This is a genomic window from Faecalibacterium sp. i21-0019-B1 (assembly GCF_042852915.1).
Taxonomy (GTDB): Bacteria; Bacillota; Clostridia; order Oscillospirales; family Ruminococcaceae; genus Faecalibacterium; species Faecalibacterium taiwanense.
The window spans coordinates 294,893-320,550 of record NZ_AP031425.1 but is presented as its reverse complement, the minus strand read 5'-3'; the positions used below and the strand labels follow the sequence as shown (position 1 = coordinate 320,550).

Genomic DNA, 25,658 nt, shown 5'->3' with positions numbered 1-25,658 from the left:
CCTGCATTCCAAAACGGATGCAGGGGCTTTTTTGTTTACTTCAAGATGATTTCGCCGTTTTCATCGGCATCCACCACAAGGGTGCCGCCGGATGCCAGCGTGCCGTCGATCAGGCGCTCGGCGGCGGGGTCTTCCACCGCCTTGCGGATCACGCGGCGCAAATCGCGCGCACCGAACTTGCCGCCCTGACTCTTTTGCACCAGCGCCTTGAGGGCTGCCGGGGTGTAGCTGTATGCGATCCCCTTGGCCTCCATGCCGGGCTTGTACTCGTCCAGCATCAGGGCCGCGATGCCCTGCAGGGTCTCCTCGGTCAGGGGCTTGAAGGCGATCACTTCATCCACGCGGCCAAGGAACTCCGGCCGCAGGAACTGGGCCAGCGCCTTGCGGGTCTTTTCCTCGCTGAGCTGTTCCTCGCTCTTATTGAAGCCAAGCCCACCGGTACTCTGGTCGCTGCTGCCGGCGTTGGAGGTCATGCAGATGACCGTGTTGGAAAAATCCACCGTGCGGCCCTGCGCATCGTTGATCTTGCCCTCGTCCAGAATCTGCAGCAGAATGTTCATGACATCCGGGTGCGCCTTTTCGATCTCGTCGAACAGCACCACGCTGTAGGGGCGGCGGCGCACCTTCTCGGTGAGCTGACCGGCCTCCTCGTAGCCCACATAGCCCGGAGGCGAACCGATCATGCGGGACACCGCGTATTTTTCCATATATTCGCTCATGTCCAGACGGATGAGTGGATCGGGGCCGTCGAACAGCTGATTTGCCAGCTGCTTGACCAGCTCGGTCTTGCCCACGCCGGTGGGGCCCACAAAGATGAAGCTTGCGGGACGGCGGCGGCCGGAAAGGTCGGCGCGGCTGCGCTTGATGGCCTGCGCCACCAGATGCACGGCCTCGTCCTGCCCGATGATCTTCTTTTTCAGCTCGCCCTCAAGGTTTGCCAGCTTTGCGAACTCGGTCTCCCGAATTTTGACCGCCGGAATGCCGGTCCACAGCTCGATGACCTTGGCCACATCGTCCATGGTCACCTGGATCTCGCTGGCAGCTGCCTGCTTTGCGGGCAGGTCGGCTTCGAGCTTTGCAATGCGGGTCTTGCGCTCGGCCACGCGCTCGTAGTCGATGGGCTCGTTCACATCCGCATTCTCCATCTCGGCTTCTTCCTGCTTGAGGGCATCCAGCTCCTTCTGCATCCCAAGATACTCGGAAATGACCGGGTGGGCCAGATTGCAGCAGGCGCAGGCTTCGTCCAGCAGGTCGATGGCCTTATCGGGCAGGAAGCGGTCGGTGATATAGCGCTCACTCAGGGTGACAGTGGCAGAAAGCACATCGGCAGGCACCTGCACATGATGGTGCTGCTCGTAGTAGTGCTTGATGCCGTTCATCACAGCAAGGGTATCGGCCACGCTGGGTTCTTCCACCCGCACGGGCTGGAAACGGCGTTCCAGCGCCTGATCCTTCTCGATATACTTGCGGTACTCGTTGAAGGTGGTGGCACCGATGACCTGAATTTCACCACGGGAGAGGGCGGGCTTCAGGATATTGCCCGCGTTCATGGCACCCTCGCTCTCACCGGCAGAGGTGATGGTGTGGATCTCGTCGATGAACAGAATCACGTTGCCTGCGGCCTTCACCTCGCTCAGCAGGCCCTTGACCCGCTGCTCGAACTGACCGCGGAACTGGGTGCCTGCCACAAGGCTGGTGAGGTCCAGCAGATAGATCTCCTTATCCTTCAGGCCGATGGGCACATCCCCCTTGGCAATGCGCTCCGCAATGCCCTCGGCAATGGCGGTCTTGCCCACACCGGCTTCGCCGATGAGGCAGGGGTTGTTCTTCTGGCGGCGGCTCAAAATCTGGATGGTGCGGTAAATTTCGCGGTCGCGGCCAATGATATCGTCCAGTTTGCCTTCCCGGGCCTTGCGGGTCAGATTCTCGCAATAGGTATCCAAAAATTTGCGCTTAGGCGGCTTTTTGCCGTTCTTGCGGTCGGCCTTCTTGTCGCCATCCTTCTTCTCGCTGCTGGTAAAGCCCAGCGGGAAGGTGGCATTGCTGCCGGGGATCAGATCTTCGTCCATGCTGTCCGGGTCAGCATCCTCGCCGCCGTTCGCCATGTTCATCATCATGGAGAGCGGGTTTGCATCGCCCATCTCCTCCATCATGCTTTCCATGCGGTTCTCCATGTTATCAAGATCCTGATCCGACATGCCGAACTGCTTCATCAGATCGTCCACCGGCTTGATGTGAAGCTCACGGGCACAGTGCAGGCAGTAGCCCTCCTGCTTCATCTGACCATTGTCCATCCGCTGGATGAAGATGATCGCCGGACGTTTCTGGCATCGAATACAGACCATAGTTCCTCCTTTATGCAAAACCCTTTACAGGAAAGGGTTGAAGAGATTGAAGATTTTGTAGTAAAGACTGCTGCTCATCACCGTATCGTTGAGCACATTCAGGTTTCCGCCTGTGATGACGATGATGCCCCACAGGATGCACAGCACCAAATAGATATCCAGCAGCGCCGTGGCACCGCCCACAAGCCAGCCAAGGCCGCGGTTTACCGTGCCAATGACCGGCAGCTTGTTCACAAGGCCCAGCACCGTGACCAGCATACTGACCAGCAGGCGCAAAAGCGCGTAGAACAAGAAGAACAGCACCAGCGTGATCACCGGTGTGAGCAGCGGCTGCAGCACGTTTTCCACAATGGAATCGGCCAGCACCACCGCGTTATCGGCCAGCACAGCGCCAATGGAGCGCTCGCAGGCTGCCACGATGGAAGCGCGGAAAGAAGCAGGCAGGAAGCCCGCATACTTTTCCGCAATGCCGGAAAGGTCTACCGCACCGCCCGCAGCAATGTTTGCTGCGATCTGGGTGCGGAAGCCGCCTGCCAGCATGTGCTCGAACACCCAGCCGGCGCAGGCAGCGGAAAGCTCCTTGGCCCCCAGCAGACTGAACAGGTTGCCCACCAGCTGCACAATGGACGAAAGAAAGCCCTTGCGCGCATAGCGCACCACCAGAATGATCCATGCTGCCGTGCATATGATATCAAAAAGAAATGACGGATTCTTGAACATACCTTGTTTTCCCTGTTATTTTTATCACTTTCCCCGCAAGAGTGCTATTTACGCATGATCTTCTCACCCAAAAATCACTGTCCGCTGGAAGCTGTCTGCTCCGGCGGTGTGACCACCTGCACCGTGTTGCCGGTGAACACCAAGATCTGCCTGCCCTCGACCAGTGCCCGGGGCCGGGCCGAAAGCGGCTGGCTCCACTGGAACTCGCCCACATTGTTGAAGCGTTCCACCGTGCTGTCGGTGAGCAGGTAGAAGCCGTCGTTCTTTGCCCGGATGATCTGGCTGGCCGAGAGCACGCTGCCGCTGTAACCCACGGTCAGCTCACCGTCCAGCAGCACCGCCGTGCTGGTCTGGCCATTGCTCAGCAGCAGGGCCGCACCGTTACTGGTGTTGGACACGCTGACGAGGGTGCCGCCGCCAAAATCGTAGCTGGCGCGTTCGCCTGCGCTGCCGCCGCTCGTGTTGTACAGCACGGCGCGGTTCTCATAAAGCACCAGCAAAAAGCCGTTGGACATCCAGCCCATCCACTGGGGCACACTGTTCTCGGAGCCAAGGCATACCGGGTCGCCCTGCGAGAGGGGCAGTACATAAAGGTTCGTGGTCAGCTGGCCGCCCACCGCCGATACAGCGGCCACGGCAAGGCGGCGGCTGTCCGGCGCAAAGGCCATGCGCAGCGGGGTGCCCTGCTCACTGGTCAGGTTCCACACCAGCTGCTGCTGCATACTGGAATTGTAAACGGTCAGCTTTGCCACGCTGTCGGTGCTGTCGGTCACAACAGCCACCTGTCCGGCATCTGCCACGGCGCACAGCGAGATGGTGCTGTCCATGGTTTTGGTATAAAGGTTCTGGGTACGGCTTTCCACCCGCAGCTCATTGCCGGAGCGGTTGTACAGCACAAAGCGGGTCTTGCCTGCAGCAATGGCCGGGCGGGCATAGCCACTCTGGATGCTGTTCAGGCGGGTGCTGCCAAGGCTGTATACCACGCAGCTGTCGCCGCCCATCTCCACAAAGCTGCCAGACATCTGCGCCACCGCATCCGGGTCGGTGATGCCGGTCTGCTGCGGCCAGCCTGCGGCTGGTGCCAGCGCGATGACGGCAGTATCCACAAGGTCTTTTGCGCGCGCAATGGAAGACCCCACTGCGCCGGTGGCAAACAGTACAAGGATGGTCAGCACCGCTACGATGATGACGGTGCGGCGGATGCGCCGTGTGCGCACCCGGGCCCGGGCGGCTTCCAGATATTCGACGCGTCCGGCAGAAAGCGTCTCCCCTTCGGCGGAATGTCCGCCGCGGCGAATTTTGCTCATGAATGGTTCTCCTTACAGATCATACTCCACACACTTCAAAAATAGGCCCTTGGCGGGCAGGGTCGGCCCGGCGCGGCTGCGGTCACGGCTTTCCAGAATGGCGGGAATTTCCGCCGGGTCCAGCCGGCCTGCGCCCGCTTCGCACAAAGTGCCTGCCAGAATGCGCACCATGTTGTACAGGTAGCCGTCGGCGGTCACTTCAATGTCGATCTCGTCCCCCTCGCGGGTAACATGACAGTCCGTGATGGTGCGCACGGTATCGCCATGGGCTGCAGCGGAAGAGCCCGCCGCGCACAGGGCCAGAAAATCGTGCCTGCCCACGAACTGCTGCGCCGCCGCCTGCATTCTGGCTTCGTCCAGATGCCGGGGCACCCGGGTGTAATAAGCCGCGTCAAAAGGCGAGTCGATGGGGTGGTTGTGGATGCGGTAGAGATAGGTTTTGGTATGGGCCGCGTACCGGGCATGGAAGTCCTCCGGCACCACCTGCGCGTCCAGCACCCGGATGTCCGGCGGCAGATGCTGGTTGAGCGCCAGCGGGAGCTTTGCCGCCGGGATGCGGGTATCGGCGTGGAAGTTGAGCTTGAAGCCCAGCGCGTGCACCCCTGCATCGGTGCGGCTGCAGCCCTTGATATCGGGGCGGCTGCCCAGCACGGCCTGCAGCGCATCCTGAAAGGTTTGGGCCACGCTGCGGCCATTGGGCTGCACCTGAAAGCCGCAGTAATTGGTGCCGTCGTAGGCAAGGGTAAGTAAAAAGTTCATAAAGTTTGTTCCAAATGATATACAGGCTTGCCCTCTCCGTCATTGCTCCGCAATGCCACCTCCCCCAGAGTGGGAGGCCTTGGCATTCCACGCAAGCTTTCTGGTTTTGCCAAGGGCTCTCCCTTTGGGAGAGCTGTCACCGAAGGTGACTGAGAGGGCGAGGTCGTTCACCTTAAAAATTCGGGAACACCAGCCGGGAGGCAAGGATCACCGCAAAGCAGGCGATGCACACGGCCAGGTCGATATAATCCTGCTTTTCGCAGCGCAGCACCTTCAGGCGGGTGCGGCCGTCGCCGCCCCGGTAGCAGCGGCATTCCATGGCCATGGCCAGCTCGTCCGCGCGGCGGAAGGCCGAAATGAACAGCGGGATGAGCACCGGCACCAAGGCTTTTACCCGGTCGGTCATCTTGCCGGTGTCCAGCTGGGCACCGCGGGCTTTCTGGGCGTTCATAATTTTGTCCGTCTCCTCAATGAGGGTGGGGATGAAGCGCAGGGCAATGCTCATCATCATCGCCAGCTCGTGCACCGGGAAGTGCAGTTTGCCCAAGGGCTTCAGCAGCTGCTCGATGGCATCCGTGAGCACGATGGGGCTGGTGGTGTAGGTGAGCAGGCTGGTGCCCGCGATGAGCGCCATGACGCGCACTGCCATCAGCACAGCATAGCGCACACCCTCGGCATAAATGGTCAAAAACCAGATGTGCACCAGCGGTTCGCCCTCGCCTGACACAAAGAACAGGTTCAGCACCGCTGTGAAGATCACGATGGGCAGGATGGGCTTTAAGCTCTTGAGGATCATTTTGCCGGGAATTTTTGCCACCTTGTACATCACTGCCAAAAACAGGATGGAAAGGGCAAGGCCCAGCGGATTGGAAGCTGCAAACAGCAGCACGATATAGGCGATGGTCAGCACCAGTTTCAGGCGCGGGTCGAACCGGTGCACCAGACTGTTGCCCGGGAAGTGCTGGCCAATGGTGATATCTCTCAGCATCCGGCAGCGCCTCCTTCCTTCTTTGCTTCCCGCGGGAGCACAAGGCTCTCGCCTGCCTCCCGGCGGCGCTTGGCCTCCAGGATCATCTTGACCGCATAGGGGATGGTGTACACATCAGCGGGCACATCCACACCCATCTCCCGCAGCTTGAGGAAGATCTTCGTCACCTGCGGCACGGAAAGCCCCAGCTCCAGCAGCTCCGGAGCGCGGGCAAAGACTTTTTCCACGGTGTCGTACATGGCAATTTTCTTGTTGCTCATCACCAGAACGCGGTTGGCGTACTTGGCAATGTCCTCCATGCTGTGGGACACCAGCAGCACAGTGGTGCCGGTCTTTTTGTGGTACTCCTTCACCTCGCTGAGGATGTCGTCCCGTCCCTCCGGGTCAAGGCCCGCAGCAGGCTCGTCCAGCACCAGAATGCGGGGCTTCATGGCCATAACGCCCGCCACGGCCACCCGGCGCTTCTGGCCGCCGGAAAGCTCAAAGGGACTGCGCTCCAGCAGGGCCGGGTCAAGGCCCACGAAATCGGCGGCTTCATGCACGCGGCGGTCGATCTCGGCTTCGTCCAGACCCATGTTCTTGGGGCCGAACGCGATATCTTTATAACAGGTCTCCTCGAACAGCTGGTACTCCGGGTACTGGAACACCAGACCGGTGAGGAAGCGGAAGTCCCGGATCTTCTCCGGATCTTCCCACAGGTCGCGGCCATCGATATAAATTTTGCCGCTGGTAGGCTTGTTCAGGCCGTTCATGTGGGTGATGAGGGTGCTCTTGCCGGAGCCGGTGGCCCCGATGATGCCCACAAAGTCGCCCTCTTCCACCGTAAAGCTCACGTCGTCCAGCGCCGTCACTGCATTGGGCATGCCGGGGTTGTAGACGTAGCTCAGATGTTCTACTTTGATGATATCTGCCATTTGCGTCTGCCCCCCTTACTGCAAAAGCTCGTACAGAGCCTGTGCGCATTCGCCGGTGTCGATGATGCCCTCCGGCATCGGGATGCCGGCCTTCACCAGCTCGTCCCGCAGCTCTGCAGCCTGCGGCACATCCAGATGCAGGGAGCGCACCTTCTCGGTCTGGCTGAACACCTCTTTGGGGGTGCCCTCCATCACCACATGGCCCTTGCTCATCACCAGCACACGGTCTGCCTGCGCAGCTTCCTCCATGTAGTGGGTGATGGACACCACGGTGATGCCCATATTCCTGTTCAGGTAGTGGATGGTCTGCATCACCTGCTCACGGCCCCGGGGGTCCAGCATGGCGGTGGCTTCGTCTAATATCAGGCAGTCCGGCCGCATGGCAACAACGCCTGCAATGGCAACGCGCTGCTTCTGGCCGCCGGAAAGGTTGTGGGGTGCGCGCTCGCGGTACTCATAGATGCCGGCCATCTTCATGGAGTCGTCCACGCGGCGGCGCATCTCTTCGGGCGGCACACCGAGGTTTTCCAGTGCAAAGGCAACGTCTTCCTCCACCACGGTGGCAACGATCTGATTGTCCGGGTTCTGGAACACCATGCCCACGGTCTGGCGGATATCATAGATCTTGTCATCGTCTGCGGTGTCCATGCCCTCCACGTAGACCTTGCCGCTCTCCGGCAGCAGGATAGCGTTGAAGTGCTTTGCCAGCGTGGACTTGCCGCAGCCGTTGGCACCCAGCACGGCCACGAATTCGCCGCGCTTTACTTCCGTTGAGACACCGTCCAGTGCGTAAATCGGCTGGTCGCTGTCGTAGCGGAATTTCAGATTTTGTGCTGTTAAAATCGTCTCTTCCATTTGTGTTTCTCTTTCTGGTGGTGCGCCCCTCTGAAAGGGGCTGTACCCCATTCTTGAATCGTATAACCCTCTCAGTCACGGCTGACGCCGTGCCAGATTCCCCTTTTTGTCACCTGCGGTGACATCTTCCCCCGGAGCGGGGGAAGTCTTTCCTCTCAGGGAGGGCTTTTAATCATCTTACCGTAAGCTCTTATAAAGCTCCCCCTTTCGGGGGAGCTGTCGCCGCAAGGCGACTGAGAGGGTTCTTTCCTTATTCTTCCCAGATGGCGGTTGCGCCGCAGGGTACCACGCCGCCGGTGGCAGAGACCGGCAGGCCGATCTCGTCGCAGCTGGTCTCGCCGCCAAAGCGGGGCACCAGCGTGGTCTTGAGCATATATTCCATGACCGCCGGGGACAGGCCGGTGGTGTAGCTGTTCACTGCAAAAAACAGCGGCGTATCGCTCAGCACCTCTTCGCACTGGCTGATGAGGTCGTAGATGCAGTCCTCCAGCTTCCAGATCTCACCGCCGGGGCCGCGCCCGTAGCTGGGCGGGTCCATGATAATGCCGTCGTAGGTGTTGCCGCGGCGTTTTTCGCGGGCAACGAACTTGGCACAGTCGTCCACCAGCCAGCGGATGGGCCGGTCGGCAAGGCCGCTTGCCGCAGCATTGTCCTTACCCCACGCCACGATGCCCTTGGAGGCATCCACATGGCAGACGGTGGCACCTGCCGCCGCACAGGCCAGCGTGGCACCGCCGGTGTAGCCGAACAGGTTCAGCACCTTTACCGGGCGGCCTGCGGTACGGATCTTTTTGGCGTACCATGCCCAGTTGACGGCCTGCTCCGGGAACACGCCGGTGTGCTTGAAGCCGGTGGGGCTGACGATGAGGGTGAGCTTATCCTCGCCCTCGCCGCAGCTGATCTTCCACTTTTCGGGCAGACGGCGCTTGTACTCCCACTCGCCGCCGCCCTGATTGGAGCGGTGATAAACAGCATCTGCCTTTGCCCACAGCGGGCTCTGCTTGGGTGTTTTCCACACCACCTGCGGGTCCGGGCGGATGAGGATGGTCTCACCCCAGCGCTCCAGACGGTTGCCGTCGGTGGCATCCAGCAGTTCATAGTCTTTCCAGGTATCTGCAGGGCGCATAGCGTCCTCCCTTCTCTTTTCTCCGTTTCTTACTGGCCCAGAATGCGCTTGTTGATCTTATCCACGATGCGGTCGGCGCAGCGGTGGATGGCGTCCAGATCCTGGCCCTCCACCATCACGCGGATCTTCGGCTCGGTGCCGGACACCCGCACCAGCACGCGGCCCATGCCCATGAGCTTCTGCTGCTCGTTCTCAATGAAACCGGCCAGAACTTCGTCCTCTTTGTAGGCTTTTTTCTGGGCGGCGTTGGCGGTCACATTCACCAGCACCTGCGGATACTGGGCGTAGATGCAGTTCAGCTCGCTCATCTTCTTGCCGCTCTCAGCCAGCAGCTTGAGCAGCTTGCCGGCGGTCAGCTCACCGTCGCCGGTGGTGGCATGGTGCAGCAGGATCACATGGCCGCTCTGCTCGCCGCCGATGGCAAAGCCGTTCTCGCGCATGTTTTCCAGCACGTAGCGGTCGCCCACGGCGGTCTTTTCGGTGTTGATGCCCTGACTCTCCATATATTTGATGAAGCCCAGATTGGACATGACCGTAACCACGGCGGTGTCGCCGTCCAGACGGCCTTTTTTCTTCATGGTCATGGCCAGCAGGGCAATGATCTTGTCGCCGTCCATCTCGTGACCCTTTTCGTCGCAGCCAAGGCAGCGGTCGGCATCACCGTCAAAGGCAATGCCACAGTCGAAGCCGCCCTCTACAACAGCCTTTTCCAAATTGTCGAGGTGGGTGCTGCCCACGCCCTTGTTGATGTTCTGGCCGTCAGGCTCAATGCCGATAAAGGTGCACTTTGCGCCCAGACGGGGGAACAGCTTCTGTGCCACTGCTGCGGATGCGCCGTTTGCACAGTCGATGCAGACGTTCAGGCCGGTCAGGTCGCCGTGGATGGACTCGTACAGGTGATCCACATAGTCCTGCAGGCCGTCATCGCGGCGGTACACACGGCCCACCTCGGCACCGGTCTTCAGCTCAATGCCCGCGCAGTCGTTGTCAATGTAGACCTCGATCTCGTTCTCCACCTCGTCCGGCAGCTTATAGCCGGTACCGGCAAAGATCTTGATGCCGTTGAACTCCATCGGATTGTGGGAGGCAGAGATCACGATGCCGGCATCGGCATTGTACTTGCCCACCAGATAGGCCACAGCGGGCGTTGGCAGAACGCCCAGACTTTCCACATCCGCACCCACGCTGCACAGACCGGCGGTCAGGGCTGCTTCCAGCATATCGCCGGACTGGCGGGTGTCCTTGCCGATCAGGATGCGCGGACGGTGGCCGGTGCTGCCGGTCAGCACCGCAGCAGCGCCGCGGCCGATCTTCATTGCCAGCTCACAGGTCAGGTCTGCGCCTGCAACACCGCGCACACCATCGGTTCCAAAATATTTTCCCATAATAATACCCCACTTTCTATAGAAAGAAGCAAGTTTTAATATTGTAAGCATCCTCGCCCTCTCCGTCATCGCTGCGCGATGCCACCTCTCCCTTTGGGAGAGCTGTCGAACGAAGTGAGACTGAGAGGGCAAGCCCGTTTATCTTAGAACAAACTCTGCTGCCCGTTGTCCTCGGGCGCAGCGGCCTCCGGCGCTTTCAGGCCCAGATGTTCGTAGGCCAGCCGCGTTGCGCAGCGGCCCCGGGGTGTCCGGGTCAGAAAGCCCATCTGCATCAGATACGGCTCACACAGGTCTTCCAGCGTGACGGATTCCTCGCCGAGGGCCGCCGCCAGCGTTTCCAGACCCACCGGGCCGCCGTTGTACATTTCAATGATCGCACGCAGCATACTGCGGTCCAGTTCGTCCAGACCCAGTGCGTCCACGTCCATCCGCTTGAGGCCCATCAGGGCCACATCCCGGTCAATGATGCCGTCGCCCAGCACGGTGGCAAAGTCGCGGATGCGCTTCAAAAAGCGGTTTGCCACGCGGGGCGTGCCGCGGCTGCGCTTGGCCAGCTCGTAAGCACCTTCCGGCGTGATGGGCTGATCGAGGATGCCTGCCGAGCGCTGGATGATCTTGCTCAGTTCATCCGGGCTGTACAGCTCCAGCTTGAGCAGCACGCCAAAGCGGTCGCGCAGAGGGCCGGTGATCTGGCCTGCACGGGTGGTGGCACCCACCAGCGTGAACCGCGGCAGGTTGATGCGGATGCTCTGGGCGCTGGGGCCTTTGCCGATCATGATATCCAGCGCATAGTCTTCCAGTGCCGGATACAGCACCTCTTCCACCTGACGGGACAGGCGGTGGATCTCGTCGATGAACAGTACATCGCCCTCCTGCAGATTGGTGAGCAGGGCAGCAAGGTCGCCGGGCTTTTCAATGGCCGGGCCGCTGGTAATACGGATCTGTACGCCCATTTCGTTGGCAATGATGCCTGCCAGTGTGGTCTTGCCAAGGCCCGGCGGGCCGTAGAGCAGGATGTGGTCCATCGGTTCGCCGCGCCGCTTGGCAGCTTCCAAGTAAATTTTCAGGTTCTGCTTGACCTTTTCCTGCCCGATATAGTCTTCCAGATGCTGCGGGCGGAGGTTGTTTTCCTCGCTGTCCGCCGCCGTCATGCCGGGCTGCATCATTTTTGCGCCGTACAGCGCAGTTTCGTCCTGCATTCTTTACCTCCTGCCTGCCATGCTGCGCAAGGCCAGTTTGATGATCTCTTCCACGGGCAATGCCGCGTCGATCTTGGAAACGGCAAGCGCTGCCTCGCTCTGGCTGTACCCCAGCGACACCAGCGCCGCAATGGCCTGACTGCTGCCCTGAGAAGCCTGTGTGTCGGCGGAAGCACCCGCCACATCCTCCAGCGAGATGCCGTCCACAAAGCCCTTGGCGACCTTATCCTTCAGCTCCAGCACGATGCGCTGTGCAAGCTTCGGCCCCACGCCGGAAGCCGCCTTGAACGCCTTGTGGTCCCCCGCCGAGATTGCCAGTGCCACGCGGTCCGGCTCCATCACACTCAGGATGGCAAGGCCAACCTTAGGCCCCACGCCAGACACGGCGGTCAACATCTCAAAGCAGGCCTGCTGCTGCTCGGTGGCAAAGCCGTAAAGGCTCACGTCGTTCTCGGTGATGCTCATCACGGTATAAATGGTGGCTTCCTTGCCCACGCCGGGCAAGGCCCCGGCCACGCTGGCCGGGCACTGGGCATAGTAGCCTACACCGCCGCAGCTGAGCACCACGGCATTCATGCTTTTTTTGACGATTTTTCCTGTCAGACAGTAGATCATTTAAAGCCCTCTCAGTTTCTGTGTCGGCCAATTTTCCTCTGTTCAGCTCGCCCTTCGGGAGAGCTCCGGTGCCGCGCCGCTGCAGGCGGACGGAACCGGTGAGAGGGTCAGATCGGCCCGGCCACACGGCGGACAAAGCGGTTGAGCTGGTTGCCGTTGGTGTGGCAGAAGGTGATCGCCATTGCCAGCGCATCGGCGGTATCGTCCGGCTTTGGCACGGCGGGCAGATGCAGCAGCACGCGGGTCATCTCCTGCACCTGCTTTTTCACGGCCTTGCCGTAACCGGTAACAGCCTGCTTTACCTGCATGGGGGTGTACTCGTAGATGGGCAGGCCTGCCTGCGCTGCCGCCAGCAGGATCACGCCGCGGGCTTCTGCCACGCCGATGACCGTGGTCTGATTGTGCTGGTAGAACAGCTTTTCGATGGCAAGCGCCTCGGGCCGGGTGCGCTCGATCACCTCTTTGATGCCTGCATACACCTCGTCCAGACGGCGCTCGAACGGCACGCCCGCGTCGGTGCACACCGCACCGAAATCCACCGGCGCAAACCGGTTGCCTGCGTAATCCACCACGCCCCAGCCCACGATGGCGTAGCCGGGGTCGATGCCCAAAACTCTCATGCTGCAAATACCTTCCGATACTATTCCTATTATAACTTTATTATTATATCACAACAAAACAGTGTGAGCAACAGAAAACCTTTCGCCTGCCGCCGCCAAATGTGCGCTGGCTCGTAAAAAGGGCAGTCAGCGCCCCTGCCTTTAAAAAAGTTTTACAATTTTTGAAAAAGCACTTGCTTTTTGGCAGAAGGTATGGTAATATAATCAAGCTGATTTCGGCAAAACAGAATATGGACGGTTAGCTCAGCTGGTAGAGCATCTGCTTGACGTGCAGGAGGTCACAGGTTCGAGTCCTGTACCGTCCACCAAACAGTTCGTACTCGAACCCAATTCTCTATGAGAAAGGGTTCGGGTACGTTTTTTGTTTATCGGAAATTCTGCGGAAGGACTACACAGAGCGTTAAACGAGCAAAGGCAGGGTATCACTATGACGGTGGTATCCTGCCTTTTGCTTTGAGGAATCAAGTTCGCTTTGTGCGAACTTGATCGCCATCTATATGGCGCATTGATGGCAATTGCTGCGTACGTGCGTACCGGGAGCCTGTACACCTCTGGCAAGGTGTAACACACTAGACTTTGTTCCAAAGTCCGTGTGCTAAGGGGTCAAGCCCCTTAGAATCCCTGCGGATTGTGTACGCACGTACGCAGAAAAATGGCAAAATTTCACTATATCGGGCTGTTCTTTCATGGTGGAGTGTGGTATACTCGGCTTAGCCCAGTAAATCGGAAGTTATGGAGGTACTTTATGAACGAGAGAGAAAAAATTATCCGATTATGGTTTGATATGTGGATTAAGAAAGCAGATTTAGGAATTGACAATATTTTTACAGATGATGTTGTATATACTGAGAGTTGGAGTCCTAAATATGAAAACCGCAAAACGGTAAAGCACTGGTTTGACGAATGGAATACACGCGGAAGTGTTCTTGTCTGGGAGATTAAGCAATTTTTTCATCAAGGCAATCAAACAATCGTGGAGTGGTATTTTAAAAGCAAAATGAATAATGGAAATGTTGAAGAATTTGACGGAATATCTTTAATTGTATGGACACAGGATAACAAAATAAAATCATTAAAAGAGTTTGGTTGCAATCTTCATAATTACAATCCATATCGAGATAGTGATATTCCCGTATTTCGAGAAGAAAAAGCAAATTGGTTTTGAGAGGACTATAAATTCCAGTTTGCCGTACTCGTTCCAGCAGGGTTTGGGGCAGGCACGCCCCAACAAGAGCACTTCGGAAACTCACATGAGTTGAAGAAGTGAAGTCCCGGATGGACAAGAAATTTTCAAGAATTGAAAATTTGTGGCCACGGGACGATTCTTGCTCTCAGCTTTTTCACTGCGTTTCGCAATTTGCACATTTCAATCTGCTCGCAGATTGTTGACAAGCTGCGCTTGACCCGATAATATAAAGGCAAGTCGAATACACGCCAAGGAGGTGCAACCATGACCGCCGTGATCTACGCCCGCTATTCATCTGACAGCCAGAGAGAAGCGTCCATTGAAGGACAGCTGCGCGACTGCAAGGACTACGCCGAGAAGAACGGTATCACCGTGGTCGGCACCTACATCGACCGTGCCTACTCTGCCAAGACGGATGACCGCCCGGACTTCCAGCGGATGATTAAGGACAGCGCAAAGAAAATCTTCGACGTAGTTCTGGTCTGGAAGCTGGACCGCTTTGCCCGGAACCGATTCGATGCCGTGAACTACAAGTACCAGCTGGAAAAGAACGGTGTCCATCTGGTGTCTGTCATGGAACCCATCTCGCAGGGGTCTGAAGGCATTATGGTGGAGAGTATGCTGATTGGCATGGCGGAATACTATTCCGCCGAACTCGCCCTGAAAGTGGCGCGCGGTGAGCGCGAAAATGCCCTCCAGTGCAAGTACAACGGCGGTGTGGTGCCGCTGGGCTTCACCATCGGCAAGGAGGACAGGCTGTACCATATCGACCCGGAAACGGCTCCTATTGTGCAGGAGATCTTCAGCCGGTACGCCGACGGCGAACCGGCTGAGAAGATTGCCGCATCCCTGAACGAGCGCGGCCTGCGTACCCGCACCGGGAAGCCGTTCGTAAAGAACAGCTTCTTCCAGATCTTCCGCAACCGCCGCTACATCGGCGAATACCGCTACAAGGACATTGTGACGCCGGGCGGCATTCCGGCTATTGTTGATCAGGACTTGTTCGACCGGGTGCAGCAGCGTTTCGAGCAAAACAGGATCGCCCATGGTCGGCCTGCAAAAGAGGATGTGAGCTATCTGCTGACCACTAAGCTGTTCTGCGGCAAGTGCGGCACCCTGATGGGCGGCGAAAGCGGCACCAGCCACATGGGAAACACCTACTATTACTACAAGTGCGGCAACGCCAAACGCCACGGCAAGGCGCACTGCGACCTGAAAGCCATCCGCAAAGAGCCTCTTGAACGGTTCGTGGTGGAAACTGCTATTAAGGTGATTTTCAGCGATGAAATCATCGAACGGCTGATAGATTTGGTCATGGATGCCCAGCAGCAGGAGAACACCCGGCTGCCTGTCCTGAAAGACCAGCTCAGGGACACGGAGAAGCGGCTGGCAAACCTTCTGGAAGCCATTGAACAGGGCATCCTGACCCCGACCACCAAGCAGCGTTTGGACGAGCTGGAAGCCCGGAAAGAAGCTCTGAACACCAGCATTCTGGAAGAAGAGCTGAAAAAGCCCGTCTTGACCCGTGAGTGGATTCGGTTCTGGCTTGAAAAATTCCGCAAGGGTGACGTGGGCAGTACGGAACACCAGCGGCAGATCATTGATACCTTTGTCAACTCGGTCTACGTCTTTGATGATCGGGTCGTGCTCAACTTCAACTTCACGGACGATGCCAAGACGGTCACTCGTGAGGAAGTGTTGGGTTCGAGTGCTGTGGACAATGCTCCACCAAAACTCTTCAACTCTTGCGAGTTTCCGAAGCGCTTTTGTTGGGGCGTGCGGAGCCACAAACCCTGCTTCATAATATCGATCATGACCGATCAACGACTGATTTATAGTAATTGCCAAAGTCTGCAAGTGCATTGACAATTGGTAACATTTCCGTTCCGAGATCGGTCAACCCATATTCTACTTTGGGAGGATTCTCGTGATAATCACGGCGGTAGGCAAGTCCATCATCAATCATCTGTCTTAAGCTCTCGGTCAAAACTTTCTGCGAGATCCCGTCGATGCTTCTTTGTAACTCATTGAATCTCCATGGACGCTCTTTCAGATTGCGCAGAAGCAAGAGTTTCCATTTTCCGCCAATCAGGGATACTGCTGTTGCAACCGGACATTCCGGCAGTTCTTCTTTTGTACGCATATCAGTCACCTCTGTGTACAGTATAGCACATTCATTTTTGAGTGTACAGTTACAAAAAGGTGCGTACTTGTTTTTGAATGTGTAAGCTTCTATACTTAGCTCAGGCAATGAAAGATTGCGAATCAAATTGGAGGTGCTTACAATGGCAAGCTACACAAAAATGACAGTTGGAAAAGAAAATCGGACGGAGCTTCATGAAAAGCTCGCCCTGACTGGTGCGGAGATCAGCCTGAATACGCTTCCTGCGGGAGCAAATGTTCCATTTGTTCACTCCCACAAGGCAAATGAGGAAATCTACGGTGTTCTTTCCGGCAAAGGCAAGGTCGTTATCGATGGCGAAGAAATCAGCCTTGCAGTAGGCGACTGGCTGAAGATTTCTCCCATGGCAAAGCGCCAGTTCTTTGCTGCAAGCAATTCTGAGATCACTTATATCTGTATTCAGGTCAAGGAGAATTCTCTCGAAGGCTATACTGCAACGGATGCTGTGATCTACTGATAAAACATATCAAAGCAAAAGGCAGGATACCACCGTCATGGTGATACCCTGCCTTTGCTCGTTCCGGTTCTCGTCCTGTACCGCCCACCACAAAACGGCAGTCATCCCGATAGACATTCCTAGGCGTTGGGAACCGCGCACTAATCAAAGCCCCACTGGGGCTTTGATTGCCTTCGCTGCGCTCGGCACGTGCTGTTCGAGTCCTGTACCGTCCGGATCTGACGTGGGTTCGTGGATGACGCAACAAAAAAGCCCCTGACCAAAGTCAGAGGCTCTTGTTTTGGTGGAGCATTCTCCACAGCACTCGAACCCAACACCTCTTCACGGGAGATGGTTTTGGAATCGTCCGTGAAGTTGAAATTGAGCACGACCCGGTCGTCAAAGACGTAGACCGAGTTGACAAAGGTATCAATGATCTGCCGCTGGTGCTCCATGTCTCTCATGTCACCCTTGCGGAATTTTTCAAACCAGAACCGCATCCACTCGCGGGTCAGGACGGGCTTTTTCAGCTCTTCTTCCAGAATGCTGGTGTTCAAAGCTTCTTTCCGGGCTTCCAGTTCGTCCAGCCGCTGCTTGGTGGTCGGGGTCAGGATGCCCTGTTCAATGGCTTCCAGAAGGTTTGCCAGCCGCTTCTCTGTATCCCGGAGCTGGTCTTTCAAAACAGGCAGTCGGGTGTTCTCCTGCTGCTGGGCTTCCATAATCAAATCTATCAGCTGTTCGATGATTTCATCGCTGAAAATCACCTTAATGGCAGTCTCCACCACGAACCGTTCCAACGGCTCTTTGCGGATAGCTTTCAGGTCGCAGTGCGCCTTGCCGTGGCGTTTGGCGTTGCCGCACTTGTAGTAATAGTAGGTGTTTCCCATGTGGCTAGTGCCGCTCTCGCCGCCCATCAGGGTGCCGCACTTGCCGCAGAACAGCTTGGTGGTCAGCAGATAGCTCACATCCTCTTTTGCGGGTCGACCATGGGCAATCCTGTTTTGCTCGAAACGCTGCTGCACCCGGTCGAACAAGTCCTCGTCCACGATGGCCGGAATGCCGCCCGGTGTTACGATGTCCTTATATCGGTATTCACCTATGTAACGGCGGTTCCGGAAAATCTGGAAGAAGCTGTTCTTCACGAACGGCTTTCCGGTTCGGGTGCGCAGGCCACGCTCGTTCAGGGATGCTGCGATTTTCTCAGCAGGTTCGCCGTCGGCATACCGGCTGAAGATCTCCTGTACAACGGGAGCTGTTTCCGGGTCGATATGGTACAGCCTGTCCTCCTTGCCAATGGTGAAGCCCAGCGGCACCACACCGCCGTTGTACTTGCACTGGAGGGCATTTTCGCGCTCACCGCGCGCCACTTTCAGGGCGAGTTCGGCGGAATAGTATTCCGCCATGCCGATAAGCATACTCTCCACCATAATGCCTTCAGGTCCCTGCGAGATGGGTTCCATAGCAGACACCAGATGGACACCGTTCTTTTCCAGCTGGTACTTGTAGTTCACGGCATCGAATCGGTTCCGGGCAAAGCGGTCCAGCTTCCAGACCAGAACCACATCGAAGATTTTCTTTCCGCTGTCCTTGATCATCCGCTGAAAGTCTGGGCGGTCATCTGTTTTGGCAGAGTAGGCGCGGTCAATATAGGTGCCGACCACGGTGATGCCGTTCTTCTCGGCGTAGTCCTTGCAGTCGCGCAGTTGTCCTTCAATGGACGCTTCTCGCTGGCTGTCGGATGAATAGCGGGCGTAGATTACGGCGGTCATGGTTGCACCTCCTTGGCAGTATGTTCGGGTTGCCTTTATAGTATCGAGTTAAGCGCAGCTTGTCAACAATCTGCGAGCAGATTGAAATGTGAAAATTACGAAACGCAGCGAAAAAGGGGAGAGCAAGAATCGTCCCGTGGCCACAAATTTTCAATTCTTGAAAATGTTGTGCCCTTCCGGGACTGCACTTCTGCAACGCTCCCGCGTTTTGAAGTGTTCTTGTTGGGGCGTGCCTGCCCCAGACCCTGCTGGAAACGAGTACGGCAAACGGGAATTTTTGTTATTCTACGATACCTTCAATATAGCTGTAATCAATATTTCCCTTTGTAACAGAATAGAAAAATGGATCTTTTCTAATTGTATCATCTGAATTGATAATAAAATTATTCCAATCGCCTGCCTCGTTGCCATCAGACAAATAAATAGTAACTTTGAAACTATATCCCATATATCCCAAAGACGGCTTTGACCGCTTTAATTCGACGCCATTCAAATTTTCGACAATATGCTGAATCTGCTCTTTGTCGGTAATATGTGTTGCGTTTCCGCTATTGCCATTGAAAACAACTATTTCCATGACCTCATTAGGGTCTAAGTCCATCAAGTCGAGTGGAATATTAAACCATACAACAATGCCCATCAAAAGAATTATCACAACAGACAGCAATATGATGATTTTCTTTTTCATATCAGCTCAACTCCTTTGTCAACTTTCGATTTGTTGAACTAAGCCGAGTATATCACACCTACCAAGAAAAGAATACCCTGATATAGTGAAATTTTGTCATTTTTCTGCGTACGTGCGTACACGCTCCGCAGGGATTCTAAGGGGCTTGACCCCTTAGCACACAGACTTTGGAACAAAGTCTAGTGTGTTACACCTTGCCAGAGGTGTACACGCTCTCCCGGTACGCACGTACACAGCGATTGCCCCCAATGCGTCATATAGGGTGACGACCAAGTTCGCACAAAGCGAACTTGATTCCGCAAAGTAAAAGGCAGGATACCATCGCCATGATGATACCCTGCCTTTGTTCGTTCCTGTTTACCGTTCCGAGTAGTCCTTTCGCAGAACCTCCTGTAAACAAAAAACGTACCCGAACCCTTTTTCGTAAAGAATCGGGTTCGAGTACGAACTGTATGGTGGGCGGTACAGGACTCGAACAGCATGGCCACGCCGCAGGCGGGGCAGCAGAACGCTCCTGCGCCAGCAAATAGCACAAAACCCGGAATCTTTTCGGGGCCAAAATGGCTCAGAAAGGGTTCCGGGTTTTTGATTTTGCGCTATTCCTTTGTGCAAGCTGCTATCGCATTTTTATTTTGCAACAGCCCCTCTTTTTTATTTCCGGAGATTTTATTTTCGGGTATAGGCTTCCATGCCGTGCTCGGCGGGGTCGTAATATTCCATCAGGGTGATGTAGTTTTCCGGGTAGTGGCAGAATGCCGCACGCAGAACGCTGTCTGCCGGGCTGTTCACGCTCATCAGGCTGAGGATGTAGTACACCAGCATCCGCAGCACATCGCTCTCCACCTCGTAGCACAGACCCACCGCCAGCACCGGCACCACCACCTGCTGCGCCCGCAGCGGCACGATGGCCCCCACCTGCTCCAGAATGGGTCGGCTCATGGCCGAAGCCGTCATCACGCAGCGCAGCACCTTCGTCCACGACATTTTACGGATGTTCTCCATGCTGCGCAGCCGTTCCATCACAGCTTCATCGTCCAGGATCACGCCCTCGGCTGCCTCTTTCTCCGAGAGGGTAAAAGCACACTGCAGCATATCCATAAAGGCAGCTTCATATTTTTCGTGGTAATTTGCGGCGCTTTTGCAGAACGCCAGAGCCGCCACGATCACCGAATCCACATCTTCCTTTGTGGCCAGCTGGTCGAACCGCAGCGGCACGCCGCCCATCCGGCTCTCGATGATGCTCAGATCATCCAGCTCGTTCTGGTACGCCGTGGAGGGCAGAAAGCGGTCGTTTCCGTTGCGGTGGTAGCCCCACTCTTCCGGCATCACGCGGGCCACGATGTCGCCGCTGGAAATGATGTTGAAGATATTGCTTACATCCCAATCCGTTTTCAGTCCTCCGTCTGCAGTGTGGTCGTTGTCGTAGTCCGCCTGCAGATCCGGGCGGTCTGCTGCCGTCAGTGCCGCCGGTGCGGCAAAGGTGTAAACAAAGGTATTTTCCTGCGCGATCTGCGGCAGCTGCTGCCGGATGCGCGCCGCCGTCAGGTTTGCCACAGCCGCGCCGCGGCTGTAGCCGCCCAGCCAGAGCTTGATGGTGCCCAGCGTTCCCGCTGCAGCCTCGGCTTTTTTCAGGTAGTCCTGCAGATCCTCAAAAAAATGCTCTGCTGCTGTCACAAAGCCATAGTGCCCGCCGCCTTCGCCCACATGCAGGTTGCTGGCCCACTCGGCGCCATAGCCGACACCGCGCAGCATGGCTGCAATAATGGTGGTGCGCTGGCCATCCTGTACCAGTGTTTTCTGCGCAAAAGCACAGCCCGCGGTATCCACCGGGGTGTTCAGGCTGCACTGGTAGCCCGCATAGACCGCATTGGCAAAGCCAAGCTTCTGGTAGGCATCCGCAATGCTGTTCTCACGGCCCGCTTCACCCTCCACCCAGTAAAGCGCATCGCTCTGGTAGGTGTTGCCGCTTGCCGCCACAAGGCCCAGCGTTGCCAGTGCCAGCTTGTGACTGTACTGCAGCGCCGTATTCTCAAAAAAGGCATCTGTATAATAAAAATCGTGGGAGAGATCTGTTTCGCTGTGGTCGCTGCGGAAAGCGAAGGAGTAGTAATCCTCCGGCACCGCACTGCCCACCACAGCCTGTGCGGCCTGCGGCAGCAAAGCCTCTGCCGCCGCGTGCGGGGCCAGCACGCCTGCCACGGCAGCTGCTGCCGCCTTGCAAAAGGCACGTCGTTTTATGGTCTTCATCTTTCTGCTCCAATCAAGGCTTCTGCATAAAACCAGCCTGTTTTTCTAAGTATAGCGGATTTTGCACGCTGATACAATTGCTCTCTTTTAATAAAAAAACAGTCCATGCTCCACACACAGACTGTTTTATGGTATAGTATAAAGGTGTCCGGCTCACCTCAGCTCGATCTGCCTGCAGTAGTCTACGATGTGGTGGAACATCTGTTCCACTGCCGGGGCCATTGCGGCGGGGCGCTGCACAGCCAGGCCCACCACACGGTCTTCCTCTGGCTCGATGGGATAGATCTTGATCGCAGCCTTGCAGTCGCGCAGCAGCATCTGCGGCATGATGGAAATGCCCAGACCTGCTTCCACCATGGCGATGTTGGACTGGTCGTCGATGACATGGCAGCGGCGCTCGGTGCCGATCTTATATTTTTTCAGGAACTGGCGCATTTCAGCATCGGTGGCATCGCACTGCACAACGAAGCTTTGGCCATTCATCAGGGCGGGAGTCATCACGCCGTTTTCCGGTTCGGGCCAGTCCTGCGGCACGATGCACAGCAGCGGCTCGCGGAACAGCTCGGTGAGGTTGAACTCTTCACGGCAGGTGGAGGAAAGGAACGCGATATCCACCTGACCAGTTCGCAGCCATTCCTTCACATCGTCGTAGGTGCCCTGATACACCTCGATCTCGATCTGCGGGTAATGGGTCATAAAGCTTTTGAGCAGGCCCGGCAGCAGCGAAGCACACACCGAGTTGAATACGCCCAGCTTCACCTTGCCCTTTTCCAGGCCGTTCAGGCGGGCGATGCTCTGCTTGAGGGCCTCGTCGCTGTTGAGCACATCGCGAATAGAGGGATACAGGGATGCGCCGTAGCTGGTCATGGATACGCCGTTCTTGCCGCGGTTGAACAGAGCAAAGCCCAGCTCCTCCTCCATTACGGCAATGGCGTGACTGATGGCCGATGGGGTCAGGTGCAGCTGCTGTGCCGCCTTGTTGAAGCTGCCCTGCCGGGCCACGGCATCAAAAATCTCGTAGGAAAAAAGCGTCATGCCCAAAGCCTCCTTCCGTTTTTACTGGTTCGGAGACGCCCGATTCTCTGTGAATCTTTTTCATCTTTCATTTGAGATAGTTCAATTATCTTCTTGATTGTACTATCCCGCGCCTTTTCTGTCAAGCATTTTTGCCCGATTTATGCGCCTTTCCGGCGTATTTTGTCAAAGATGACGCAGGAGCCTGCCAGCCTGCGCCGTATCATTAAAAAGCACAAAAAGTAGATTTTTTATCAAGTGAGGGATTCCTTATGACCGAGACTGCCAAAGCCCCTGTCCGCTGTGGACTCAGCGGCACAGCGCTCAAATACATCGCCTGCATCACCATGCTCATTGATCACATCGGCGCTTCCTGCATCGAAGCCGGTATCCTGCTGCCGGCCCTCGCCGCCGGTGCTGCCAGCTGCGGTGGCATCCCGGTCAGCACCCTGCTGGCGGCAGACCGTGTGCTGCGGTATATCGGGCGGCTGGCCTTTCCCATCTTCTGCTTTCTGGCCGTGGAGGGCTTTCTGCACACCCACGATGTAAAAAAATACGTCCGGCGGCTTCTGCTGTTCGGCCTTCTGAGCGAGGTGCCTTTTGACCTTGCCTTTTTCCGCACACCGTTCGCCCCGCAGCACCAGAACGTTTACTGGACGCTGGCGCTGGGCGTGCTGGCTATGGCAGGGCTCAAGCGCTTTGAAAAGGAAAACGGCCTGCCCGGCTGGCAGGGGCTTGTGTGGGCGGGCGGCTGCGCCGCGCTGGCGCTGGCTGCCAACACCGACTACCACGCCATCGGCGTGCTCATCATCTGCACCCTGTACCTGACCCGCGCAGACCGCAAGCGGCAATGCCTTGCAGGTGCGCTGCTGTTTTTGTTCGAGCTGACCGCGCCGCTGGCCTTTGTGCTGGTCTGGTTCTACAACGGGCAGCGCGGCGCGTGCAGTCCGCTGCAAAAAAAGGCCTTTTACTGGTTCTACCCGGTGCACCTGCTGGTTCTAGCAGGTATCACGAACCTTATGCTATAACAGCGGGCTTTTTTACAGCTTCTCACATCGGGAACATCGCACCGGTCAGCAGCAGCATGGCAGGCACTGTGACCAGCATACACACGGTGGAGTGGGCCACCGCCTGACTGGCAAGGGTCGCCTCGATGCCGGTCTGCTTGGCCAGCACAGCGGCAAGGCTGCCGGCCGGGCAGCAGGCGATGATGGACAGGCCGGTGCGCAGCACATTGTCCAGCGGCAGCAGCCACAGCAGCAGCATGAACAGCAGCGGGAACACCACACCGCGCAGCAGGGTGACCCGGTACAGGAAACCGGTGTGCAGCAGCGCACGGATGTCGCTGTCTGCCAGCAGCACACCTACGATCATGAGCGCCAGCGGGGTGGTGCAGCCGCCCACCGCACTGCAGAACTGCTGCACCGGTGCGGGCAGCCGCCAGCCGGTGGCCAGCAGCACCAGCATAGCCACCGTGGCAATGTTGGTGGGGGTGATGAAGGTCTTGAGCCGGATCTTCTCGCCAGGGCGGAACAGGCACACCACATAGGTAAAGAACCATACATTATAGGAGGCCATGGCCATGCCTGCAAACACAGTGCCGCGCGCGGTGCCCAGCAGGGCGCTGCACAGCGGCAGGCCGATGAAGCCGCAGTTGGGCATAGCCGCCGTGCCCACCAGCACCGCATACTTGCCCGGCGTGTCATGGTGCAGCCAGCTGCTCAACCGGCACAGGCCGGTCGTCACCACAAACAGTACCAGCAGCAGCACGAACAGCACCCCTGCCTGAGTGAGCAGCTCCGGCTCACCGTCCACGGCTGCACCAGCCAGCATGGTGCAGGGCAGCAGAAGCTTCATGATAAAATCCGACAAAAACTTGCTGTCACGATCCTTGATGATGCCGCTGCGTGCACCTACATAGCCCAGCAGCACTTCCAGAAAGATCACCGTGATCTGACCTGCCAAAACGCCAAACGCCATTGGTTCCTCCTCTTTGTTCCACAAGCCGCATTTTTCCTTTACAAAGGAAAAAGCCCATTGATTTCAACGAATCAACGAGCTTTTTCTTGGCGGAGTAGGAGGGATTTGAACCCTCGCGCCGTTGTTTAGACGACCTACGCCCTTAGCAGGGGCGCCTCTTCGACCTCTTGAGTACTACTCCAGAGCAAAGTGTGTTACACTTATTCAATAAAAAATGGCGGAGAGAGTGGGATTCGAACCCACGGTACGTTGCCGTACGGCAGTTTTCAAGACTGCTTCCTTAAACCACTCGGACATCTCTCCTTGTGGACATCCGCCTTACGCCGTGTCGAATGCCTATTTAATTTACCAGATTTGCACGCCGGTGTCAAGCCTTTGGCGCAATTTTTTTCTTTCAGCCCTTAAAAACAAAATTTACCACAACCTTTTTGGGTCTTGGCCTGTTTCAGGTCTTTACAAGTACACCTTTTTGTTGTATAATAAACACAAGAAAATTTCCTCGCGGTGTAAAGGAGAAATATACCATGTCGTTTTCAGAACTTTTGAAGCAGTGCCGCAAAAAGCAGGGCATCAGCCAGGCTGAGCTGGCTTCCAAACTGGGCGTGACACAGCAGGCTGTCGGCAAATGGGAAAGCGGCAAGTCCTCTCCCGATCCGTCTACCGTGGCCCGCATTGCCGAGCTTTTGAACACCACAGCAGATTATCTGCTGGGCCTGTACCGCCCGGTAAGCAATGTTTCCGCCCCGGAAGAGCGGTTCTTTGGCAGCTATTCTGAAAGCCTGATCCCGGTGATCGGCACGGTAAAGGCCGGTTACGGTGCCCTCGCCTTTGAGGAGGACTACGGTCAGGAGTATGCCCGTGTGAAGGACCCCTCCAACTATTTTTATCTGGTGGTGCGCGGCGACAGCATGGAGCCCCGCATTCAGGACGGCGACCTTGCCCTTGTGCACAAGCAGGACACACTGGAAAACGGCGACCTTGGCGTGCTGATCTACGGCGATGAGGGCGAGGGCACCCTGAAGCGCTATATCCAGCGCGGCAACTGCGTGGTGCTGCAGCCCTTCAACCCGGCCTACAGCGAAATGGTCATCAAGGGCGAGGACCTGAATCATCTGCACATCGCCGGCCGCGTGGTGGAGACCAAGGCGAAGTGGTAATAACTCCTTCCGTCTGCTCACGCTGTTCGCAGCCACCTCCCTCATGGAGGGAGGCCTTGGCAAAACCGGAAACTTTCCCGTACTGCCAAAGGCTCCTCCTCCAGGGGAGCTGGCACGGCGGCAGCCGTGACTGAAGGAGTTCGGCACAAATTGATGTAAAGCCATC

At 56.9% G+C, this 25,658-nt stretch carries 23 protein-coding genes and 3 tRNA genes; 6 read left to right on the top strand and 20 right to left on the bottom strand.

Features of this window, described 5'->3' with window-relative positions:
• Positions 1-35: 35 nt before the first annotated feature.
• The 12 genes from ACGHP1_RS01525 to ruvC all read right to left on the bottom strand — a co-directional run bounded on the left by ACGHP1_RS01525 (position 36) and on the right by ruvC (position 12,833).
• Positions 36-2,345 (bottom strand): AAA family ATPase, encoded by a 2,310-nt coding sequence (locus ACGHP1_RS01525; protein WP_390507354.1) that lies wholly within the window; start codon positions 2,343-2,345, stop codon positions 36-38.
• A 24-nt stretch (positions 2,346-2,369) separates the two neighbouring features.
• A complete protein-coding gene (locus ACGHP1_RS01520; RefSeq protein WP_097774251.1) occupies positions 2,370-3,065 on the bottom strand; it encodes a hypothetical protein in 696 nt (231 codons plus the stop codon).
• Positions 3,066-3,139: 74 nt separating this feature from the next.
• Complete coding sequence (locus ACGHP1_RS01515; RefSeq protein ID WP_390507352.1) at positions 3,140-4,372, bottom strand: DUF5711 family protein; 1,233 nt, start codon at positions 4,370-4,372, stop codon at positions 3,140-3,142.
• A 12-nt stretch (positions 4,373-4,384) separates the two neighbouring features.
• Positions 4,385-5,131, bottom strand: a complete 747-nt coding sequence (gene truA / locus ACGHP1_RS01510) for a tRNA pseudouridine(38-40) synthase TruA (RefSeq protein WP_005943462.1) — start codon at positions 5,129-5,131, stop codon at positions 4,385-4,387.
• Between the two features lie 172 nt (positions 5,132-5,303).
• Positions 5,304-6,119: an energy-coupling factor transporter transmembrane protein EcfT gene (locus ACGHP1_RS01505; protein WP_371290107.1), complete on the bottom strand. Its 816-nt coding sequence runs from the start codon at positions 6,117-6,119 to the stop codon at positions 5,304-5,306.
• Positions 6,113-7,033 (bottom strand): energy-coupling factor transporter ATPase, encoded by a 921-nt coding sequence (locus tag ACGHP1_RS01500; RefSeq protein ID WP_005943466.1) that lies wholly within the window; start codon positions 7,031-7,033, stop codon positions 6,113-6,115. The genes ACGHP1_RS01505 and ACGHP1_RS01500 overlap by 7 nt, the downstream gene beginning before the upstream one ends.
• 15 nt (positions 7,034-7,048) lie before the next feature.
• Positions 7,049-7,888: an energy-coupling factor transporter ATPase gene (locus tag ACGHP1_RS01495; protein ID WP_337678663.1), complete on the bottom strand. Its 840-nt coding sequence runs from the start codon at positions 7,886-7,888 to the stop codon at positions 7,049-7,051.
• Between the two features lie 250 nt (positions 7,889-8,138).
• Entirely contained in the window at positions 8,139-9,014 is an 876-nt protein-coding gene (locus ACGHP1_RS01490) for a class I SAM-dependent methyltransferase (RefSeq protein WP_390507348.1), read from the bottom strand.
• A gap of 29 nt (positions 9,015-9,043) precedes the next feature.
• Positions 9,044-10,399 carry a phosphoglucosamine mutase gene (gene glmM, locus ACGHP1_RS01485; protein ID WP_097774245.1) on the bottom strand — a complete coding sequence of 452 codons (1,356 nt, stop codon included), beginning with the start codon at positions 10,397-10,399 and terminating at the stop codon, positions 9,044-9,046.
• Between the two features lie 143 nt (positions 10,400-10,542).
• Entirely contained in the window at positions 10,543-11,598 is a 1,056-nt protein-coding gene (gene ruvB / locus ACGHP1_RS01480) for a Holliday junction branch migration DNA helicase RuvB (protein WP_005943473.1), read from the bottom strand.
• Positions 11,599-11,601: 3 nt separating this feature from the next.
• On the bottom strand, positions 11,602-12,213 hold the full coding sequence (gene ruvA, locus ACGHP1_RS01475; protein WP_097781213.1) for a Holliday junction branch migration protein RuvA: 612 nt from the start codon (positions 12,211-12,213) through the stop codon (positions 11,602-11,604).
• Between the two features lie 107 nt (positions 12,214-12,320).
• Positions 12,321-12,833, bottom strand: coding sequence for a crossover junction endodeoxyribonuclease RuvC (gene ruvC / locus ACGHP1_RS01470; RefSeq protein ID WP_097781212.1), 513 nt, complete (start codon positions 12,831-12,833; stop codon positions 12,321-12,323).
• A gap of 232 nt (positions 12,834-13,065) precedes the next feature.
• Between ruvC and ACGHP1_RS01465 the strand changes: the two genes are divergently transcribed.
• The 3 genes from ACGHP1_RS01465 to ACGHP1_RS01455 all read left to right on the top strand — a co-directional run bounded on the left by ACGHP1_RS01465 (position 13,066) and on the right by ACGHP1_RS01455 (position 15,885).
• Positions 13,066-13,141, top strand: a tRNA-Val gene (locus ACGHP1_RS01465).
• A gap of 437 nt (positions 13,142-13,578) precedes the next feature.
• Positions 13,579-13,998, top strand: coding sequence for a nuclear transport factor 2 family protein (locus ACGHP1_RS01460; RefSeq protein ID WP_003864537.1), 420 nt, complete (start codon positions 13,579-13,581; stop codon positions 13,996-13,998).
• Positions 13,999-14,283: 285 nt separating this feature from the next.
• Positions 14,284-15,885 (top strand): recombinase family protein, encoded by a 1,602-nt coding sequence (locus ACGHP1_RS01455; RefSeq protein ID WP_390507344.1) that lies wholly within the window; start codon positions 14,284-14,286, stop codon positions 15,883-15,885.
• Here ACGHP1_RS01455 and ACGHP1_RS01450 read toward each other — a convergent pair.
• Positions 15,830-16,162 carry a helix-turn-helix domain-containing protein gene (locus ACGHP1_RS01450; RefSeq protein WP_005943481.1) on the bottom strand — a complete coding sequence of 111 codons (333 nt, stop codon included), beginning with the start codon at positions 16,160-16,162 and terminating at the stop codon, positions 15,830-15,832. The genes ACGHP1_RS01455 and ACGHP1_RS01450 overlap by 56 nt on opposite strands.
• Positions 16,163-16,304: 142 nt before the next feature.
• On the opposite strand from ACGHP1_RS01450, the gene ACGHP1_RS01445 reads away from it, so the two are divergent.
• Positions 16,305-16,658: a cupin domain-containing protein gene (locus tag ACGHP1_RS01445; protein WP_005943480.1), complete on the top strand. Its 354-nt coding sequence runs from the start codon at positions 16,305-16,307 to the stop codon at positions 16,656-16,658.
• Between the two features lie 140 nt (positions 16,659-16,798).
• On the opposite strand, the gene ACGHP1_RS01440 is transcribed toward ACGHP1_RS01445, so the two are convergent.
• From ACGHP1_RS01440 to ACGHP1_RS01425, 4 genes are all read right to left on the bottom strand, one after another.
• Entirely contained in the window at positions 16,799-18,406 is a 1,608-nt protein-coding gene (locus ACGHP1_RS01440; protein ID WP_390507342.1) for a recombinase family protein, read from the bottom strand.
• A gap of 280 nt (positions 18,407-18,686) precedes the next feature.
• Positions 18,687-19,094 (bottom strand): hypothetical protein, encoded by a 408-nt coding sequence (locus tag ACGHP1_RS01435; RefSeq protein WP_097781243.1) that lies wholly within the window; start codon positions 19,092-19,094, stop codon positions 18,687-18,689.
• 666 nt (positions 19,095-19,760) lie between these two features.
• Entirely contained in the window at positions 19,761-21,341 is a 1,581-nt protein-coding gene (locus ACGHP1_RS01430) for a lipase (protein WP_097774650.1), read from the bottom strand.
• 153 nt (positions 21,342-21,494) lie between these two features.
• Positions 21,495-22,376, bottom strand: coding sequence for a LysR family transcriptional regulator (locus tag ACGHP1_RS01425; RefSeq protein WP_005943485.1), 882 nt, complete (start codon positions 22,374-22,376; stop codon positions 21,495-21,497).
• Between the two features lie 251 nt (positions 22,377-22,627).
• Here ACGHP1_RS01425 and ACGHP1_RS01420 point away from each other — a divergent pair, with 251 nt between their 5' ends.
• The gene (locus ACGHP1_RS01420; protein ID WP_097774649.1) at positions 22,628-23,383 is read left to right on the top strand and encodes a TraX family protein; all 756 of its coding nucleotides are present in this window, start codon (positions 22,628-22,630) and stop codon (positions 23,381-23,383) included.
• Between the two features lie 22 nt (positions 23,384-23,405).
• Here ACGHP1_RS01420 and ACGHP1_RS01415 read toward each other — a convergent pair whose 3' ends face one another.
• The 3 genes from ACGHP1_RS01415 to ACGHP1_RS01405 all read right to left on the bottom strand — a co-directional run bounded on the left by ACGHP1_RS01415 (position 23,406) and on the right by ACGHP1_RS01405 (position 24,638).
• Complete coding sequence (locus tag ACGHP1_RS01415; RefSeq protein WP_390507339.1) at positions 23,406-24,335, bottom strand: AEC family transporter; 930 nt, start codon at positions 24,333-24,335, stop codon at positions 23,406-23,408.
• Positions 24,336-24,422: 87 nt separating this feature from the next.
• A tRNA-Ser gene (locus ACGHP1_RS01410) sits at positions 24,423-24,516 on the bottom strand.
• 34 nt (positions 24,517-24,550) lie between these two features.
• Positions 24,551-24,638 (bottom strand) — tRNA-Ser (locus ACGHP1_RS01405).
• A 221-nt stretch (positions 24,639-24,859) separates the two neighbouring features.
• On the opposite strand from ACGHP1_RS01405, the gene ACGHP1_RS01400 reads away from it, so the two are divergent.
• On the top strand, positions 24,860-25,492 hold the full coding sequence (locus ACGHP1_RS01400; protein WP_005943491.1) for a LexA family transcriptional regulator: 633 nt from the start codon (positions 24,860-24,862) through the stop codon (positions 25,490-25,492).
• Positions 25,493-25,658 lie beyond the last annotated feature (166 nt).

Excerpts from the sequence above, each read along its gene's own strand:
- ACGHP1_RS01445 (WP_005943480.1), top strand. The coding sequence starts at position 16,305 with ATGGCAAGCTACACAAAAATGACAGTTGGAAAAGAAAATCGGACGGAG.
- glmM (WP_097774245.1), bottom strand. The coding sequence starts at position 10,399 with ATGGGAAAATATTTTGGAACCGATGGTGTGCGCGGTGTTGCAGGCGCA.
- ACGHP1_RS01440 (WP_390507342.1), bottom strand. The coding sequence starts at position 18,406 with ATGACCGCCGTAATCTACGCCCGCTATTCATCCGACAGCCAGCGAGAA.
- ACGHP1_RS01460 (WP_003864537.1), top strand. The coding sequence starts at position 13,579 with ATGAACGAGAGAGAAAAAATTATCCGATTATGGTTTGATATGTGGATT.
- ACGHP1_RS01520 (WP_097774251.1), bottom strand. The coding sequence starts at position 3,065 with ATGTTCAAGAATCCGTCATTTCTTTTTGATATCATATGCACGGCAGCA.
- ACGHP1_RS01400 (WP_005943491.1), top strand. The coding sequence starts at position 24,860 with ATGTCGTTTTCAGAACTTTTGAAGCAGTGCCGCAAAAAGCAGGGCATC.
- ruvC (WP_097781212.1), bottom strand. The coding sequence starts at position 12,833 with ATGAGAGTTTTGGGCATCGACCCCGGCTACGCCATCGTGGGCTGGGGC.
- truA (WP_005943462.1), bottom strand. The coding sequence starts at position 5,131 with ATGAACTTTTTACTTACCCTTGCCTACGACGGCACCAATTACTGCGGC.
- ACGHP1_RS01515 (WP_390507352.1), bottom strand. The coding sequence starts at position 4,372 with ATGAGCAAAATTCGCCGCGGCGGACATTCCGCCGAAGGGGAGACGCTT.
- ACGHP1_RS01500 (WP_005943466.1), bottom strand. The coding sequence starts at position 7,033 with ATGGCAGATATCATCAAAGTAGAACATCTGAGCTACGTCTACAACCCC.
- ruvB (WP_005943473.1), bottom strand. The coding sequence starts at position 11,598 with ATGCAGGACGAAACTGCGCTGTACGGCGCAAAAATGATGCAGCCCGGC.
- ACGHP1_RS01495 (WP_337678663.1), bottom strand. The coding sequence starts at position 7,888 with ATGGAAGAGACGATTTTAACAGCACAAAATCTGAAATTCCGCTACGAC.
- ACGHP1_RS01505 (WP_371290107.1), bottom strand. The coding sequence starts at position 6,119 with ATGCTGAGAGATATCACCATTGGCCAGCACTTCCCGGGCAACAGTCTG.
- ACGHP1_RS01420 (WP_097774649.1), top strand. The coding sequence starts at position 22,628 with ATGACCGAGACTGCCAAAGCCCCTGTCCGCTGTGGACTCAGCGGCACA.
- ACGHP1_RS01425 (WP_005943485.1), bottom strand. The coding sequence starts at position 22,376 with ATGACGCTTTTTTCCTACGAGATTTTTGATGCCGTGGCCCGGCAGGGC.
- ACGHP1_RS01455 (WP_390507344.1), top strand. The coding sequence starts at position 14,284 with ATGACCGCCGTGATCTACGCCCGCTATTCATCTGACAGCCAGAGAGAA.
- ACGHP1_RS01415 (WP_390507339.1), bottom strand. The coding sequence starts at position 24,335 with ATGGCGTTTGGCGTTTTGGCAGGTCAGATCACGGTGATCTTTCTGGAA.
- ACGHP1_RS01450 (WP_005943481.1), bottom strand. The coding sequence starts at position 16,162 with ATGCGTACAAAAGAAGAACTGCCGGAATGTCCGGTTGCAACAGCAGTA.
- ACGHP1_RS01435 (WP_097781243.1), bottom strand. The coding sequence starts at position 19,094 with ATGAAAAAGAAAATCATCATATTGCTGTCTGTTGTGATAATTCTTTTG.
- ruvA (WP_097781213.1), bottom strand. The coding sequence starts at position 12,213 with ATGATCTACTGTCTGACAGGAAAAATCGTCAAAAAAAGCATGAATGCC.
- ACGHP1_RS01430 (WP_097774650.1), bottom strand. The coding sequence starts at position 21,341 with ATGAAGACCATAAAACGACGTGCCTTTTGCAAGGCGGCAGCAGCTGCC.
- ACGHP1_RS01490 (WP_390507348.1), bottom strand. The coding sequence starts at position 9,014 with ATGCGCCCTGCAGATACCTGGAAAGACTATGAACTGCTGGATGCCACC.
- ACGHP1_RS01525 (WP_390507354.1), bottom strand. The coding sequence starts at position 2,345 with ATGGTCTGTATTCGATGCCAGAAACGTCCGGCGATCATCTTCATCCAG.